Annotated in this window: 16 protein-coding genes; 2 read left to right on the forward strand and 14 right to left on the reverse strand. The window is 41.4% G+C overall.

Going from position 1 to position 16,248, the window contains the following annotated elements:
- Positions 1-3: 3 nt before the first annotated feature.
- Both argH and ACFPU1_RS08200 read right to left on the reverse strand, forming a co-directional pair.
- Positions 4-1,389: an argininosuccinate lyase gene (argH, locus tag ACFPU1_RS08195; RefSeq protein WP_385940026.1), complete on the reverse strand. Its 1,386-nt coding sequence runs from the start codon at positions 1,387-1,389 to the stop codon at positions 4-6.
- Complete coding sequence (locus tag ACFPU1_RS08200) at positions 1,386-2,591, reverse strand: argininosuccinate synthase (protein ID WP_385940028.1); 1,206 nt, start codon at positions 2,589-2,591, stop codon at positions 1,386-1,388. The genes argH and ACFPU1_RS08200 overlap by 4 nt, the downstream gene beginning before the upstream one ends.
- A gap of 389 nt (positions 2,592-2,980) precedes the next feature.
- Here ACFPU1_RS08200 and ACFPU1_RS08205 point away from each other — a divergent pair, with 389 nt between their 5' ends.
- Complete coding sequence (locus ACFPU1_RS08205) at positions 2,981-3,286, forward strand: hypothetical protein (protein ID WP_385940030.1); 306 nt, start codon at positions 2,981-2,983, stop codon at positions 3,284-3,286.
- A gap of 172 nt (positions 3,287-3,458) precedes the next feature.
- On the opposite strand, the gene ACFPU1_RS08210 is transcribed toward ACFPU1_RS08205, so the two are convergent.
- From ACFPU1_RS08210 to ACFPU1_RS08220, 3 genes are all read right to left on the reverse strand, one after another.
- A complete protein-coding gene (locus ACFPU1_RS08210; protein WP_385940032.1) occupies positions 3,459-4,301 on the reverse strand; it encodes an EcsC family protein in 843 nt (280 codons plus the stop codon).
- A gap of 157 nt (positions 4,302-4,458) precedes the next feature.
- The gene (locus ACFPU1_RS08215) at positions 4,459-5,646 is read right to left on the reverse strand and encodes an acetate kinase (protein ID WP_385940034.1); all 1,188 of its coding nucleotides are present in this window, start codon (positions 5,644-5,646) and stop codon (positions 4,459-4,461) included.
- Positions 5,647-5,892: 246 nt separating this feature from the next.
- Complete coding sequence (locus ACFPU1_RS08220) at positions 5,893-6,885, reverse strand: class I SAM-dependent methyltransferase (RefSeq protein WP_054635159.1); 993 nt, start codon at positions 6,883-6,885, stop codon at positions 5,893-5,895.
- A gap of 218 nt (positions 6,886-7,103) precedes the next feature.
- Here ACFPU1_RS08220 and ACFPU1_RS08225 point away from each other — a divergent pair, with 218 nt between their 5' ends.
- Positions 7,104-8,006 carry a cupin domain-containing protein gene (locus ACFPU1_RS08225; protein ID WP_385940036.1) on the forward strand — a complete coding sequence of 301 codons (903 nt, stop codon included), beginning with the start codon at positions 7,104-7,106 and terminating at the stop codon, positions 8,004-8,006.
- An 83-nt stretch (positions 8,007-8,089) separates the two neighbouring features.
- Here the strand turns inward: ACFPU1_RS08225 and tpx are convergent, their stop codons facing one another.
- The 9 genes from tpx to ACFPU1_RS08270 all read right to left on the reverse strand — a co-directional run bounded on the left by tpx (position 8,090) and on the right by ACFPU1_RS08270 (position 16,201).
- Positions 8,090-8,596, reverse strand: coding sequence for a thiol peroxidase (gene tpx / locus ACFPU1_RS08230; RefSeq protein WP_385940038.1), 507 nt, complete (start codon positions 8,594-8,596; stop codon positions 8,090-8,092).
- A gap of 203 nt (positions 8,597-8,799) precedes the next feature.
- On the reverse strand, positions 8,800-9,240 hold the full coding sequence (gene ytfJ, locus ACFPU1_RS08235) for a GerW family sporulation protein (protein WP_054635128.1): 441 nt from the start codon (positions 9,238-9,240) through the stop codon (positions 8,800-8,802).
- Positions 9,241-9,242: 2 nt separating this feature from the next.
- Positions 9,243-9,920 (reverse strand): DUF2953 domain-containing protein, encoded by a 678-nt coding sequence (locus ACFPU1_RS08240; RefSeq protein WP_054635129.1) that lies wholly within the window; start codon positions 9,918-9,920, stop codon positions 9,243-9,245.
- 220 nt (positions 9,921-10,140) lie between these two features.
- Positions 10,141-10,647, reverse strand: coding sequence for an RDD family protein (locus tag ACFPU1_RS08245; RefSeq protein ID WP_385940041.1), 507 nt, complete (start codon positions 10,645-10,647; stop codon positions 10,141-10,143).
- A 15-nt stretch (positions 10,648-10,662) separates the two neighbouring features.
- Entirely contained in the window at positions 10,663-11,661 is a 999-nt protein-coding gene (sppA, locus tag ACFPU1_RS08250) for a signal peptide peptidase SppA (RefSeq protein WP_385940043.1), read from the reverse strand.
- A gap of 2 nt (positions 11,662-11,663) precedes the next feature.
- Positions 11,664-13,271, reverse strand: a complete 1,608-nt coding sequence (locus tag ACFPU1_RS08255; RefSeq protein ID WP_385940045.1) for an amidohydrolase — start codon at positions 13,269-13,271, stop codon at positions 11,664-11,666.
- 165 nt (positions 13,272-13,436) lie between these two features.
- Positions 13,437-13,646 (reverse strand): alpha/beta-type small acid-soluble spore protein, encoded by a 210-nt coding sequence (locus ACFPU1_RS08260; RefSeq protein WP_054635130.1) that lies wholly within the window; start codon positions 13,644-13,646, stop codon positions 13,437-13,439.
- 195 nt (positions 13,647-13,841) lie between these two features.
- Complete coding sequence (gene thiI / locus ACFPU1_RS08265) at positions 13,842-15,050, reverse strand: tRNA uracil 4-sulfurtransferase ThiI (protein WP_385940048.1); 1,209 nt, start codon at positions 15,048-15,050, stop codon at positions 13,842-13,844.
- Positions 15,047-16,201: a cysteine desulfurase family protein gene (locus ACFPU1_RS08270; RefSeq protein ID WP_385940050.1), complete on the reverse strand. Its 1,155-nt coding sequence runs from the start codon at positions 16,199-16,201 to the stop codon at positions 15,047-15,049. The genes thiI and ACFPU1_RS08270 overlap by 4 nt, the downstream gene beginning before the upstream one ends.
- Between the last annotated feature and the right edge of the window lie 47 nt (positions 16,202-16,248).

Below are 16,248 nucleotides of genomic sequence, written 5' to 3' on the forward strand. Positions count from 1 at the left end.
TTTTTATTGTTCTTTTTGATTAACTTTTTCTTTGCCTGATTCAATCGCTTTTTTGACTTGTTCAAAGCCCGTTCCACCAGCACTGTTTCTTCTCTCCACAACAGTCTTGGGCTGAAGAACGTTGTAAATGTCTTCTTCAAACAACGTACTTGCATCCTTATATTCATCAAAGGAAAGATCCAGAAGATATTTGTTTTGTTGAATACATTGAAGGACAAGCTTCCCTACAACCTCATGTGCTTCTCTAAACGGCATTCCTTTTTCGGCAAGATAATCAGCCAGCTCAGTTGCATTGGAAAAATCAGAATGAGTGGCGTTTATCATTTTCTCTTTATTGACAGTCATCGTTTCAACCATGCCAGTAAAGATTTTCAGTGAACCAGTAAGTGTAGTAACGGCATCAAATACGCCTTCCTTATCCTCTTGCATGTCTTTATTATACGCTAAAGGCAGCCCTTTTAACGTAGTTAATAAAGAAAACAGGCTTCCATATACCCGACCGGTTTTTCCTCGAATCAATTCAGCCATATCCGGGTTTTTCTTTTGAGGCATAATACTGCTTCCTGTCGCAAACGTGTCATCCAGCTCTATAAACTGAAATTCCTGGGTTGACCAGAGAATAAACTCTTCTGCCAAACGGGAAAGATGCATCATAATCGTTGAACCCGTACCGAGAAACTCAATAATAAAATCCCTATCACTTACAGCATCCAGGCTGTTTTCATAAATGCCGTCAAACTCTAATATCTCCGCAGAAAATTCACGGTCAATGGGGAAAGTGGTACCTGCAAGGGCACCTGCCCCCAGAGGAGACACATTTATTCTTTTCAGGCCATCCTCAAGGCGTGAATAATCACGCTCCAGCATCCAGAAATATGCCATTAAATGATGAGCAAAAGAAACAGGCTGTGCACGCTGTAAATGTGTGTACCCTGGAATTAACGTCTCAACGTGCTCCTCAGCCTGGCCGAGAATGGCTTTTTGAAACTGCTTTATAAGTTCCATAATTTCTTTTGTATGGTTTCGTAAATATAAGTGAATATCTGTAGCTACCTGATCGTTTCTGCTTCTTCCCGTATGAAGCTTGCCTCCTACGGAACCTATTTCATCAATCAGCAGCTTTTCCAGGTTTAAATGTATATCCTCATTTTGCACAGAATATTCAAGCTCATTATTTTTTGCTTTTTTTAAAAGCGTATGTAATCCTTGTTGAATCTTTTCTCCTTCTTCTTCAGAAAGGATTTCACACTTTGTCAGCATTTTTACATGAGCAAGACTTCCCTGGATGTCTTCTTCCACTAACTTTTGATCAAAAGGGATGGATGCCCCAAAGGCATCCACCCACTCTTCTGCACTCTTTGTGAAACGTCCTCCCCAAAGCTTGGTCATACGTTTACACCCTTTTTATTTACCATGCTTTGAACCTTGGTAGGCAGACCCCATAGGGAAATAAACCCTACTGCCGCACTATGGTCAAACTCGTCATCTGGGGTATAGGTTGCAAGCTTCTCGTTGTACAGGGAGAATTCTGACTTTCTGCCCTCTACTACTGCATGCCCTTTAAACAATTTCACTCTGACTACGCCAGTGACGTTTTTTTGCGTCTCAGCAAGGAATGCTTGAAGGGCTGGAGTAAGCTGAGAGAACCATAGGCCGTTATAAATAACCTCTGTAAGCTTTTGTTCAATCATCGGCTTAAAATGTGCTACTTCTTTAGCAAGAGTAAGGTCCTCTAGTTCTTTGTGTGCTTTAATTAACGTCATAGCACCCGGGCACTCATATACTTCTCTTGATTTAATCCCTACCATTCTGTTTTCTACATGGTCGATTCTGCCAACGCCGTGCTTGCCGGCTATATCATTCAAGTAAAGGATAAGGTCATCAAGCTGATAAGCTTTACCATCAATGGCTACAGGCTTCCCTTGCTGGAATTCAATTTCAATGACTTCCGCTTCGTCAGGAGTCTCTTCTAGAGGCTTGGTCAGCTCATAAGCTCCTTCTGGAGGCGTTGCCCATGGGTCTTCAAGAATTCCACACTCATTACTTCTTCCCCAAAGGTTCTGGTCGACAGAGTATGGGTTGTCTAAATTCACAGGTACAGGCACATTGTTTTGTTTGGCGTATTCGATTTCTTCATCTCTTGACCAGCCCCAGTCTCTTACAGGTGCAAGGACTTCAAGGTCTGGATTTAGTGCCTGGATAGATACTTCAAACCTTACCTGGTCGTTCCCTTTTCCAGTACATCCATGAGCCACAGCATCGGCTCCTGTCTGTTCAGCAATTTCTACAAGCTTTTTAGAAATGAGAGGTCTGGACAAAGCAGATACAAGCGGATACTTCTGCTCATATAATGCATGGGCTTGAAGTGCAGGAAGAACAAAGTCTTCCGCGTATTCTTTCTTTGCATCAATTGTATAAGACTGAATAGCGCCTACCTTCAACGCTTTTTCTTTTACGAAATCCAAATCTTTTCCTTCACCGACGTCAAGTCCTACCGCTACTACGTCCCATCCTTGGTCAGTAAGCCACCGGATCGCTACTGATGTATCTAATCCTCCGGAATATGCAAGTACTACTTTCTTTTTACTCATTAATAATCCCTCCGTGTATATCGTGAATATAAATACCTTAGTAATTATTTTTATACATTCATTTTCAAAGAAATAAGAGGAAGCTCCTCTTTGTTTTTAATGCATGTTTTTTCAATTCAACTTATGTTTATTCAATACTTTACCACATACTTATATTTTTGCAATAGGTATCGAGAAAAAAATTTAAAAAATATAAATCCCGTTAATTCAACTTGCTCCCTGCCCTTGCCAGCTGCAATGTCACAAGCCTTCTTTATCATATAATCAGGCAGGTAAAAAAGTCTACAGAGAATTTCATTTCTTTTTATTGAAGTTGTTCCTTGCTCTATCCAAGCTTTTGGTTGTTTATGATAAAATAGCAAAAACGTGTACAGTTAGGAGGGTTCCCGTTGCAATACCGATTTATTCATGATCAAAGACTCGGCATTTCTCTTCCTCAATTAGAAACTGAGTGGGAGAATTATTCTCCAGCCTGTCAGGACGTGATCCTGGAAAAGTGGGAGGAAATACGAGGGAAAATTCCTGAGCGTATACAAGAAATTGAGAACACCATTAATAAGAAACAAGCAATGCTTGATAAGGAAGAAGACTTTGAAACCTCTTGCAGGCTGAATCTGGAAATCGCGGAATTGGCTTCACTGATAAATGATCTTTGGATATGGTATCGAACAACTCAGCACATAACGTTAAATTAAAGCTCGCTAGCTCGCTTGTAGGCTTTTCACTTTTCTTTTTTGAACAAGCACTTATTAGAATTCTTAGATAAGAAAGGCTCTCACCCCGATGGTGAGAGCCTTTCTTATTAGCTGGATTTTGTCCTAGCCTCTATCTTCAGCCTCTGCCTTCTAAAGAAAAGCAGCTTCTTGCCTACAGACGGCTTTTTTCATATAAATAGCGTTTTTCGTAGAAGTTTTTTGCAACTTCAGTTACCTGGCACGAGAAATTATAATTTACCGTTGCACCGATCAACATACCGGCAACAGGTATGCCTTGAATCAGCTTCTTCCTCGCTAAGGTAATGACAGCAGCTTTTCCGACTTGCCTTAACGGCTGCTGGAACCAGGAAGGATTAATGACTTCTTCTTTTCCACCATAGAAGAAAGGATAATCTGGATCTTCTTCTTCCCACTCCTGTAACACCTCTTCCCAAGCTTTCTTTTGCATGCCTTTTGGCAAAGATGCTACATGGAATACTTTGATCGCAAGCATCATTTCATAAGGTTTTCGTAAGTCGTAGCCAAAAGTTAACGCGGTAAGCTGCACGGCCCGTAAATTAATAATAAGCATAGCAGGAAGGTCAGCACCGATAAGCAGTACTCCTCCGGCCCCCGACAGTCCCCCTTGCCCTAAAGAAATGAGACGCTGCTTCGCCGCCTGCTGCGAATGGATAAAATGCAGCTGATGAAGCTTTAAGCTCTTCATATCTTGAATTTCCTTAACTTCTTCATTAAATATCCTTGCTTGAGTAATAATTCGCTCTGTTGCTTCTTGGTGAAAACGAGAATTCAAGGTTAAAGACTGAGCATAAAATAAAAATTTATCTACGGTATCAAGTAACTTTTGTTTTCTCTTTTCTGGCAGCTTTTTAAAGCCTTCTCTGTAAAGCCTTTGATATGTAACTTCAAAATCAGTAGGCACGTGTGAAAAGAATTCATCCTCCCACCGTTCTATTTCATAGAGGCGCTTTTCTTCTAAATTGGTTAAGGTCACTGGTTACCCTCCTTTGTCTGATCACACTATATTATTCATATCACAATGTGTATAGTTTAAAAAGCATAGCCCTTCAACTTTACCATACATACACTTTCCCTCTACCTTTATTATACGTGAAAAGACCCTTGTGGTATCACAAGGATCTTTTGTTTAATCAGCTGCTCAGCCGAACTGTATCACGCGCCAGCATAACCTCTTCATTTGTAGGAATAATAAGGGCTTTTACCGGGGATTCCTCTGTCGTTAAGAAAGCCTCTTGGCCGCGTACATTGTTCTTTGATTCATCAAAATAAAGGCCAAGAAACTCAAATCCTTTTAGTACCTTTTCTCTGACCTTATCACTATTTTCTCCAACGCCGGCTGTAAAGATCACTGCATCCACGCCATTCATACTCGCTGCGTAGGTGCCTATATACTTATGAATGCGGGTAGTAAAAATGTTTAAGGCTGTCTGTGCTTGTTCATCACCATTACCTGCTTTTTCTTCAATATCACGAAGGTCACTTGAAAAACCACTTAAACCAAGCATCCCACTTTCCTTGTTTAAGATGTTAACGATCTCTCCTGCTTCTTTTCCTGTCTTTTCCATAAGATAAGGAATTAAAGCTGGATCAATGTTCCCGGAACGCGTCCCCATGGTCACACCAGCTAACGGTGTAAATCCCATGGATGTATCCACAGACTTCCCTCCATCGATTGCTGTAATGCTGGCTCCATTGCCGATATGGCAAGAAATAAGCTTCAAGTCTTCAGCAGGCTTGTCAAGTAGCTCTGCTGCTCTTTCGCTTACATATTTATGTGAGGTACCGTGGAATCCGTATTTACGGATTCCGTATTTTTCATAATAATCATAAGGAATGCTGTATAGGTATTTTTCTTTTTCCATGGTTTGATGGAAGGCTGTATCAAACACTGCCACTGCCGGGACCTCCGGAAGGACTTCTTTAAAAGCACGAATGCCTACAATATTAGCTGGATTATGAAGAGGAGCCAATTCGGAAACTTCCTCAATGCCTGCAAGAACTTCCTCATTAATTAGAACAGAATCAGAAAACTTTTCGCCCCCATGAACGACACGGTGGCCGATTCCATCAATCTCATCTAGAGATTGAATAATTCCATTAGCAGTAAGGCTGTCGAGCAGCTTCTTTACAGCAGCTTCATGATCAGGAATAGAAAATGTCTCTTTTTTCTTTTCCCCTTCCACTTCGATTGTCAGCTGTGGATTGTCCAGCCCTATTCTCTCTACCAGGCCTTTTGTTAGTACTTCTTCTTCAGGCATATTTAAAAGCTGAAATTTAAGGGAAGAACTTCCTGCATTAATTGCCATGATTTTTGACATAGATTGACGCTCCTTTTTTCACCCTGCATGTTTTAAATAAGATAAAGTTTATAGAAATAATTTCTCCAGATATCAACTATCTAATCTTTTATCCAGAATTTCCTTTCATCATTGTAAACACCTGTCGAAATAAAATGCAAGAAAACCCCTGTTATATCAACCATATTCATACCTTTCTTGATATTCAGACAAGTAAGCGCGAACAAAAATAAAAGGCCTTTCTTCATAAAGAAAGACCCATAGTTATTAGTCAATGTTTAATTCATCGCTGAACCACTTATCAATTTGGCGCACCATATCCAGTAAAGCATCCTGGCGCGTAAAAGACGGAAGCTCTGCAAGCAGGGCCTGGCGAGGCTGCACAGCCTCTTTCCCTTTCTTTTGTAAAATCCAGATACTTTTTCCAAATTGTTCTGATTTAAACATGGAACTTGGAAGCTGCAGCAGCCCCAAAGTGATAGCATGTTTCTTTATATATTCATTTAACGCGGAAGCTTCTTCGCTTTCAAACATAAAGTTTGGAATAAGAAGGACCATATAACCGCTTTCTTTTAATGATTGCACTGCTTTTTCAATCATTAAATGATGAACATAGGATTGCCCCTTTTTTGCTTTAAGCTCAAAGTTTTCAGCTACATGCTCTTTAGGATAATACCCTACTGGAAGATCTGAAACAATTACATCTACAGGAGGGACCGAAAGCTGCTCGATGCTGTCTTGATGAAATAGCTCCACCTCATATTCCTGGAGGTTGGAAATAACAAAAGCCAGTTTTAACAGCGTTTCATCTGCCTCCACTCCATACGTTACTGCTTCCTTGCTCAACTGGTTTAATACTGCTGTTGTTAAGTTGGCGGTTCCAAGCGCCGGGTCCAGAAGGGTCACATGTTCCTTTTTCTTTACCAACTTTTGGACAAGATATCCCATAAATAACGCAACAGCATCCGGCGTCATGGCATGGTGGGGCTGCACTGCCTCTTTCATTCCTTTAATCACTGCAAGCTGAAATGCTTTTCTGATTTCTTCTCTTTTGATTTCTTCGGGAGTTTCTTCTTGAAGCTGTTTTTCCAGTTTATCTTTATGGTTCTCTGGAATCTCTTGTACCACTTTCCCCTGGAATAAATTTTCGCCTGCTTCCGCCAGCGACTCCAAGTACGTTCGATCAGTGTGCTCCTGTATTGTTACCGCCATATCATCTATTAAAGCATAGAGCTTTTCAACTTTCGTAGTCGGTTCCATTTTCATCTTTCCTTTCCTCTAATCTCCGATACTTATCCATTTCGACAGTATAGCAAAACCTCCTTTGAAAAGAAACCTTTTAGAAGTGAGACGTGAGACCCTTACAGCAGAGGGAAACACGAAACATGCAGGTTTTTACATCAGACATGTTTTATTGAAGTACGTTCTTATGAATTAGGCATATGATACTTTCATAAACGGTGAAAGGATGATCCAATATGTATTATGTGCCTATGGTATATCAGAGCCCTTATTATGTTGAAAATGCAAGACATACCTTACGCTCTAAATGGCAAGAGCCCCAAGGAACAAATCGTCAAGTACTGGAAGCCTTGCTTGCTGGGATAAAAGGAGAAGCTTCTACTACTGATCTTTACAGCCGTTTAGCTCAGATAGCGCCAAACCAAAAAAATAGGAATGACCTTTTTCAAGCTGCAGAAAACAAAAGACGACACGTAAGGGAACTCACCTCTCTTTACACCGCTATCACTGGCAAGAAGCCTGCGTACCAAATTGAAAAGGCTTCTTTTAACAACTATCAAGAAGGACTGCAAAAAGCTTATGAAAAAGAAGTCAAGGGGGAAGATGCATATCAAAAGAGTTGTTTACTTACTCTTCACCCATTTATTCAAAATACTCTTGCCCGGGTTTTATACGAGAATCAAGCACAAACGGCTCAACTTGGCTTTTTAAGAGACCAGGCAGATACGCGGATAAGTGACTATGGAAAGGAACCGTTCGTCGTTGATATTGAAGAAGCTGTGGAAGAAAACAATAACTTTCGAACAGCCATATGGACAGGGGAGCACTTGCAGGTAACTCTTATGAGCATCGATGTTGGTGAAGATATTGGATTGGAAGTGCACCCTGATGTTGATCAATTTTTACGCATAGAAGAGGGGCAAGGACTCGTTCAAATGGGAGAAACCGAAGATCAATTGGATTTTGAAGAAGAAGCTTTTGCAGACTACGCTATCATGGTACCTGCTGGAATGTGGCACAATCTAACCAATACCGGGAACCAACCTCTAAAGCTTTACACTATCTATGCACCTCCAGAGCACCCTTTTGGAACCGTGCATGAAACAAAGGCCATAGCCATGGCTGAGGAACATCACTAAGCGATATTGACGCCATAAGCTCCTGAGTAAAGTAACAAGGTGTTTCCTGAAAAAGGAAACACCTATGCACAACTTATGGGTACCTACCCGTTTGTATGCTCTTTTAAATGATTTAACACAGCTTCATAATCAGGGTGGTCTGTTCCTTCTGAAACGTACTCCGTATAGGTTACTTTATCGTTGCTGTCGATTACAAAAATAGATCGAGCCAACAACCTTAACTCTTCCATAACAACCCCATAAGCCTTTCCGAATGAAAGATCCTTATGATCGGACAGTGTCTGGACATTTTCGATATCCTTATCTGCCGTCCAGCGTCTCTGTGCAAAAGGAAGGTCACAGCTGATAGTGAGTACCTCTACATTATCCAGATTGGCTGCTTCTTCGTTAAATCGGCGAGTCTGTTCTGCACATACTCCTGTATCAATAGAGGGGATAACACTAATCAGTCTTACCTTTCCTTTTGTGTCCATGAGCGAAACCTTGCTCAGATCGTTTGCTAATACTGTAAAGTCCGGAGCGGTGTCCCCTTCTTTTACTTCTTCTCCTAGTAATGTCATCGGGTTGCCTTTAAAAGTTACTTTTGCCATATGATCTCCTCCCTGAAATATCTTCCTGTCCATCTTAGAATGACAGCCGCCCCTCTTTCAAGCATTTACCATTTTAGGGTCGTTTCACATTTTAGATAAATCTTTATTAAAGATGTAACCGAACATCTTTAGTCAACCACAAGATATAACAAAGAAAGCCGTAGATAAAAAAAACGGCCTGTATGAAGGACAGGCCATTTTTCTTATAAAGGCGGGGTTTGATTATTTTGAGACTGTGTTGGCGGGGTCATTCCGCCGCTTTGATTTTGACCGCTGTTTACCATTTGCTGAATTTTTTCTACCACCTGTGGAGCGAACTCCATTAGCTTCTCATAAAGGTGGGTACTATTATCCAGGTGAATCATTTTTATCCCTGTAGAGTTAACAACGAGAAAAGCAATAGGAGTAATGGAAACTCCGCCCCCGCTACCACCTCCAAAAGGGATTTCTACTTCTTCATTCTTCTCAGACATAATAAACTGGCTTCCTCCGGCAGCAAAACCAAAACCTACTTTTGAAACAGGGACAATGACACTTCCGTCAGGACTTTCAACGGGATCACCAACAATGGTGTTAACGTCTACCATCCCTTTTAAATTTTCCATCGCTGTTTTCATAAGACCTTGAATTGGATGTTCAGACACTGTTATGCCTCCTTTTTATGTGATTCCGAACGCCTGTGCTTTACAAAAAGCGAACTGAATTCTCCTTTTGTGTGACGCACAACTAATATTCCCGCAAAAATAGCATGCCCTAATTGAAGAGTTACCATGCACTCTAAATGAGTTTTTGAAGCCCATCCCTGAAAAATGGGGTCTACTTTAAGCTCCGGAATACATTTTAACGTAAGATATGAAGACAACAGACCCGCCATTGACCCTTTTATGGACCAAATCAGTCCGGAAAGCCATCCGGTCGTGCTGGCATCCCCAGCCCCAAGGCTGCTGCTCCAGTTAAATCGTTTAACTTTTACATGTTTTAAAAAGCGTCGGGCAATTCGATGCAGACCGACAATCTGCTGCAGCCATCGGTTAAGCTCACGTACTTGCTCCACTAATTCATTTGGCGTTTCTTTTCGTATATATTCTTTGTCCCCGCCCGCTCCTTTTACCTCTTCTTTAAAAACCAAGGAGGGGGATTCTTTGTCTATGGCAATAACAGGGACTTCAATGGTTTTGGAAATGACCTTCCACACTGTTATTTTTATCGTGAGCTGGTCATCGTCCCCATTATGCCAATATGTAACATCAAGACGAATTGGGGTGATTAATAGCAAGATTAGCAGTGCTATTATTATGCCTAACGCCCACCACATCCATATCATAATATCCACCTTTTTTTCTTCATTATTGACAACCAATTTTTTCTTTAAACTTGTTTGCCAATTTGTCTTTGGTTTTGTAAAACGAATAGCTTTTATTTCATTTACTTTATATTTCCATCAAAAGATGCTTTGTTGACATATAACATGGCTGCCCCACTGCTTAACCAGGCAGCGTAACTTTTTCATTGAACGTAAAAAAGAGAGCGGCTGTGCCGCTCTCTTACTTTCTTTCATGAATGACCCGTGTATCGGAGAACATATCATGAATTCCTTGTTTTTCATTTGTGAAGCCCACCACGATATAAAGAATATTAGTAATAACAAGGCTTCTGTGAATAAACCGTCCGACCACTTCCCTAAACAGGACATCAGACCATTTTAAAACGCCATTGTCTTTTTTTATAACCCTCAAACCAAAAAGCATCTTTCCAAGAGTCTGCCCTAAGTATTTTGTCATCAAAAGAAAATATATATATGCTGACAAACTCGAAATAATTCCTTGGGCTGTTAAAAAACCAAACAGGTTCATGTTAGTTCCTTCAATAAAGGCAAATGGTATAAGCAGAAGTCCGTTGATACTAAATACAATAATGAGATCTGTAATGTAAGCCCAAAATCTCATCCAAAACCCTGCATATCTTTGGCTTTCCTCTAAGACTGCCTCCTGTCTTAGACTTTCTTCTCGTTCAGGAGTTCTTGTTTCCTCTCCGTTATACGTAGTATCCATAGTCACTTCCCCCTCCTATTCCGTGTACAAATACATGGCTCTAGGAGCATTAGGTTCGGTGAGAAGTTTATTTATCCCAAGCAGCTCCATATCACTGACAACTAAATTTCTGGCTGTTACTCCTAAAAACTGGTTAAAACGAAAAGTCGGCTCAAAACGGACAACCTGGCTTCCTTCTAAACCATATTCCTCTTTCATGATGTCAATGGCATTCGCAAGTGTTCCTAAGTCATCAACTAAGCCTACATCGTGAGCCTGGGTGCCGGAATAGATGCGGCCATCTCCTAACTCTCGCACCTCTTGTTCTGTCAGATTATCTCGGCCGTTATCAATAACTGTAACGAAATCATCGTAAAATTCATCAATGATGCTTTGCAAAATTTCTTCTTCGTCATCAGTCATTTCCCTGGTCGCTGACATAATGTCTTTGTATGGTCCGCTTTGGATCGTTGTAAAGTCTACTCCTAGATCATCAGCTAGTTCTGTTATATTTATATTTTGCATAATCACCCCGATGGAACCAGTAATGGTTGCAGGATGAGCTATGATTCGATCAGCCGGGGCAGCCACGTAATAGCCGCCAGAAGCAGCCTGGTTGCCCATCGTCACATACACGGGTTTCCCCTGTTCTTCCTGGATTTCTACGATGCGATCATGAATTTCTGCACTTTCAACGACCCCTCCGCCAGGCGTATTCACATTAATTATTATCCCTTCAATATCATTGTTTTCTCCGGCACGTTCAAGCATATAAAGAAATTCTCTATGGTTATACCCTCCAGAAAACAACCCTTGGTCTGTACCTGTATCTTGAATAACGCCTTCAAGGTCGATCACAGCTATTCTTCCCAGCTCACTGCCATCTTCTACAATATGCTCTTCCCATGGCTCATCTCCTGCCTCAAACATCCCTTCAAAGTTACCTGTTGCTATTGTTGAAACAAATTGAAAGGACACAGAGACTAGTAACAATAATGCGGCAATCCCCAAAGCTATCCAACGTTTCCCATTCATATTTAATCCTCCTCTTCCTCTTTTTGATATACTATTGTCTCATCTATAACAGTCTGAAGCACACTGGCAGTCAAAATCTCATCAGGTTGAGCAGTAAGAATATCTTTATCTAATACCGTGAAATCCGCTGCATAACCTGGTAGTATTTTTCCGTAGGTTTCTTCTTTTCCAATGGCTTTGGCGCTTCCTGTTGTAAACAAGCTGACTGCTTCGAAGGGAGTCAGTTTCTGCTCCGGCATATAACCTTCATGGTCTTCCCCCGGGCTTTTTCTGGTGACTGCTGCATGTATTCCTAACAGGGGATCCACTGGTTCAATGGGAGCATCCGATCCTCCAGCACAGTTTAATCCCTCCTTAAGAAGAGTTTTCCATGCAAAAGAATATGGCAGCCTCCATGTACCAAGGCGCTCTTCGACCCAAGGAAAATCAGAAGCGACAAACCTCGGCTGAATATCTAATGCAACCGGAAGGCTTTTGAGTCGTTCCCTAAGGTCTGATGGAGCAATCTGCAGGTGAATAAAGCGGTCCATTGTACGTGGGGGAGCCGGATACTCCTCCACTGCTTCTATCGCATATTCCAATGCCAAATCCCCAATCGTATGGATGGCAACTGGCATTTCAAAAGATCGGGCTTTTTTAACAAGCTCTTTTAATTCATCCCTCGTATGCATGGCTACACCAGAAGTTTCAGGGGCATCATTGTAGGGTTGTCGTAACAAGGCAGTTCTGCCGCCAAGAGCTCCATCGGCAAAGATTTTCATCCCGCCAAAGGAAAGATATTCATTTACTTCTCCATATGTAAACCCTTTGTTTTTCATATCTTCGACCACTTCATGATGCACGAGTAAATGGGCTCTGAATTTTCTTTTCTTGCCATCGATCACCTTAGTAAAGGTATCAAATGTTTGAGCAAACCCTCCGTAATAATTCAAATCCTCTGTATGGCCGCCCACAAGTCCTTTTTTCACCATATCATCCAATGCTGCCGTTAAAGCTTCCTCTAAATACTCATCGGTTACTTCTGGTACTGCTTCTCTTACTAGTTCCTGAGCTGCATCCAATAAATAACCTGTCGCCTCTCCGTCATTATCTCTTACAATAACCCCTCCAGAAGGATTTTCTGTCTCTGCAGTAACCTGGCCGAGTTCAAGGGCCTTAGAATTCGCCAGGATTGCGTGACGGCATACTCTTGTAAGAACTACTGGATTGTCAGGAGCAATTTCATCCAGTTCTTGACGGTGAAAAATTTTTCTGTCCGGAAAATTGTTTTCATTCCACCCCTCTCCTAAAAGCCACTGCCCCCGTTTTAACTCCCTTGCTTTTTCAAGCAGAGCTTTTTTCATATCGTCAGCAGACTTCAACTGTGATAAATCCAGGCGAAGCATACTCTCACCATAACCAATCATATGTAAATGACTGTCGACAAACCCGGGGAATACAACGCCTCCTTTAAGATCTACGTATGTGGTGATCGTTTCGTTCCATTTATTTTTCATTTCCTTTTTAGTACCAACAGCCTTAATTCGTCCATTATGTGTAACAACGGCTTCTACTGATTCACTCTCATCATTCATTGTATAAATCTTGCCGTTATACCAAAGTGTGCCCACCGCTCTTCTCACCCCGTATCTTCGTTTTCTAGTCTTCATCTTCCCAAAAGTAAGCAGGCTTTTCAACTCAAAAGGATACTGCGTTGCTGTTCTTCTTAGAAAATACATAAACTCACAAAAGGAGAAGGCCAAGCCTTCTCCTCGTATAGCCATATTATTCAATTTTTATTGTTGCTGCTGCCCATTGCTAAATTGCTGTTCGGACATTTGAACTAAACGCTTTGTAATTTCTCCGCCAACAGAACCGTTGCCTCTGGAAGTCGTGTCAGCTCCTAAGTTCACTCCGAATTCTTGAGCAATCTCATATTTCATTTCGTCAAGAGCTTGTTGGACTCCAGGTACAACCAAGCGATTTGATGAGTTATTGTTAGCCATCTTTCTCACCTCCTCATCAACTAGCCTTTACCTGGACCCCCTTGTTCATGTAGTAAAAATATAGGTAATTCATGAATGAAAAGGATTTTTCAGACAACGATGAGAACGAATCCCATCATTACGAGAAATGTAACACCATTCAGATTACCAAAAGGGGTATCTCGTTTTTGTCCCCTTTTTTCTTACTAGAGAGTTTTATAATAAATCATCGATCATATTTTCTTTTTTGCCAGAAGCAGGGCCCAATTCAACCGTTTCTACCTTCTGCACAGCCTCTTCGATAAAAGGCTGAAAATCAAATCGGTTTTCAAAACGATTTGATTTTTCCCTGCTTGGCTTCGTTTTAGAATCAGAAGGCAAAAAGATTGTACAGCAATCCTCGTATGGCAGTATCGATGTCTCGTACGTGTCAATATGATGGGCAATTTGAATGACTTCTTGCTTATCCATGGTGACAAGAGGACGTAGAATGGGAAGGTTTGTCACTTCATTGATAGAATACATGCTGTCAAGAGTCTGGGAGGCAACCTGTCCTAGGCTTTCTCCATTAACGATCGCTTTTGCTCCTCTATTTTCAGCAATATGAGCAGTAATTCTCAGCATCATCCTTCTCATCACAGTCATTGCATAGCTTGAAGGAATATGTTGATGGATCGCTTTTTGCGTGTCTGTGAAAGGGACAATGTGAAGCTTAATCTTCCCCCCAAATTTCGTCAGGATCTGTGTAAGGTCCTCCACCTTCTTGCGGGCTCGTTCATTTGTGTAAGGAGGACTATGAAAATGAACGGCTTCCAGGTCCACTCCTCGTTTAAGGGCCATGTACCCGGCCACCGGACTGTCTATCCCGCCGGAAAGCATTAGCATAACCTTTCCGCTTGTCCCAACAGGAAGTCCTCCCGCTCCTTCTATTCTTCCACAGCTTATATACGTGCCTTGTTCTCTTACTTCAACTGTAATTTCAACATCCGGGTTGTGTACATCCACTGTTACCCCTTCTGTATTTCTTAGAATATGAGCTCCTACCACAGGATTTAACTGCTGGGAAGGGATCGGAAAAGGCTTATACGTACGACGTGCACTGACTTTAAATGTAGCAGCCTTGGGACTGTGGTTTAAAAAGGCCTGAAGGGCCCCCTCTTTTATTTTTTCTTCCTCATTTTCAGTTTTTATGGCTAAAGAGAAGGAAGAAATTCCGAACACATGCTTCAGCTTTTCGAGCATTTCCTTTGGATCTTCATCATGAATTTCTATTAACATTCGGCCAAAAGTACGTTTGATCTTGCTCGTCGGATGAGCCGTCAGAGCATGCTTAATATTTCTTTGCAGCTGCTTTTCAAAAGCAGTTCTGTTTTTTCCTTTTAACGCCAGTTCACCATATCTCACTAAAATGTGATCATAAATCATTTTTTATTCGCTCCCATAACTTTCAATAATTCTGGTATTTGAGAATGTAATTCCCCTAGCAAAGCTTCAATTTCCGCTTCTGTCGTTTCCAGAGAAAAGCTCACTCTAATGGCACTCTCTGCCCGTGCTCTGCTCTTACCTGCTGCAAGAAGTACCTCACTCGGTTCATGTAATCGCGAAGAACAAGCTGACCTTGTTGAAACATGTATGTCTTTTTTGGTCAGTGCCTGGATAAGCACCTCAGGCTTCACCCCTGGTATGGAAAAATTAACAATATGAGGGGCACTCCCTTTCCGTGGAGTATTAACATATACTCCTTCTACTTTATCCAATGCATTTATCAAGTTTTCTTTCAGCCGCTCCATTTTGTCTCTCTCTTTTTCCTTTTTTTCCAGAGAGAGCCTTAATGCTTTCGCCATAGCAGCAATGCCAGCTACATTTTCTGTTCCCGGACGATGAGCAAGCTCCTGACTGCCCCCATGAAAAAGAGGTGACAGTTTCACGCCACTTCGAATATAGATTGCTCCTGTTCCTTTTAACCCATGGAACTTATGAGCTGAAAAAGTACATAAATCTATATGGGCCTCTTTAAACGATAAAGGCACTTTGGTCATTCCCTGTACATGATCCACATGAAAAACCGCTTTGGGCCAATCCTTTAAAACTGTGCCGATTTCTTCAATTGGCTGAATTGTCCCCAATTCATTATTCACATGGATGACAGACACAAGAATAGTATCCTCTCTTAGTGATTCAGCCAGAGTTTCGACCTCCAACCGCCCCTCATTATTCACCGGAAGCCAGGTTACTTCAAATCCAATCTTCTCCAAATGAAAAAAAGCTTCTTTCACAGAGGGATGTTCTATTTCTGTAGTAATTACATGTTTTCCTCTGCCTTGGTGCTCCAATGCAGCTCCTTTAATAGCAAGATTGTTCCCCTCAGTTCCTCCTGAGGTGAAGATTAATTCTGAAGGGGCAATATGAAGAAGCCTGGCGATCGAGCTTCTTGCCTTTGTTAATAGCATCTCTGTGTCCAGCCCTACCGAATGAAGAGAAGAAGGGTTTCCAAAAAATTGCTGAGATACTTGGGTGAATGTATTTACTGCTTCTGGATAAGGTGGTGTGGTGGCACTATTATCCAAATATATCATTGTAAAAACCCCTTTTAGGTTATGCATGGTCTAGTTTGCAACAATAT

The sequence above is a fragment of the Thalassorhabdus alkalitolerans genome (genome assembly GCF_042656525.1).
Taxonomy (GTDB): Bacteria; Bacillota; Bacilli; order Bacillales; family Marinococcaceae; genus Thalassorhabdus; species Thalassorhabdus alkalitolerans.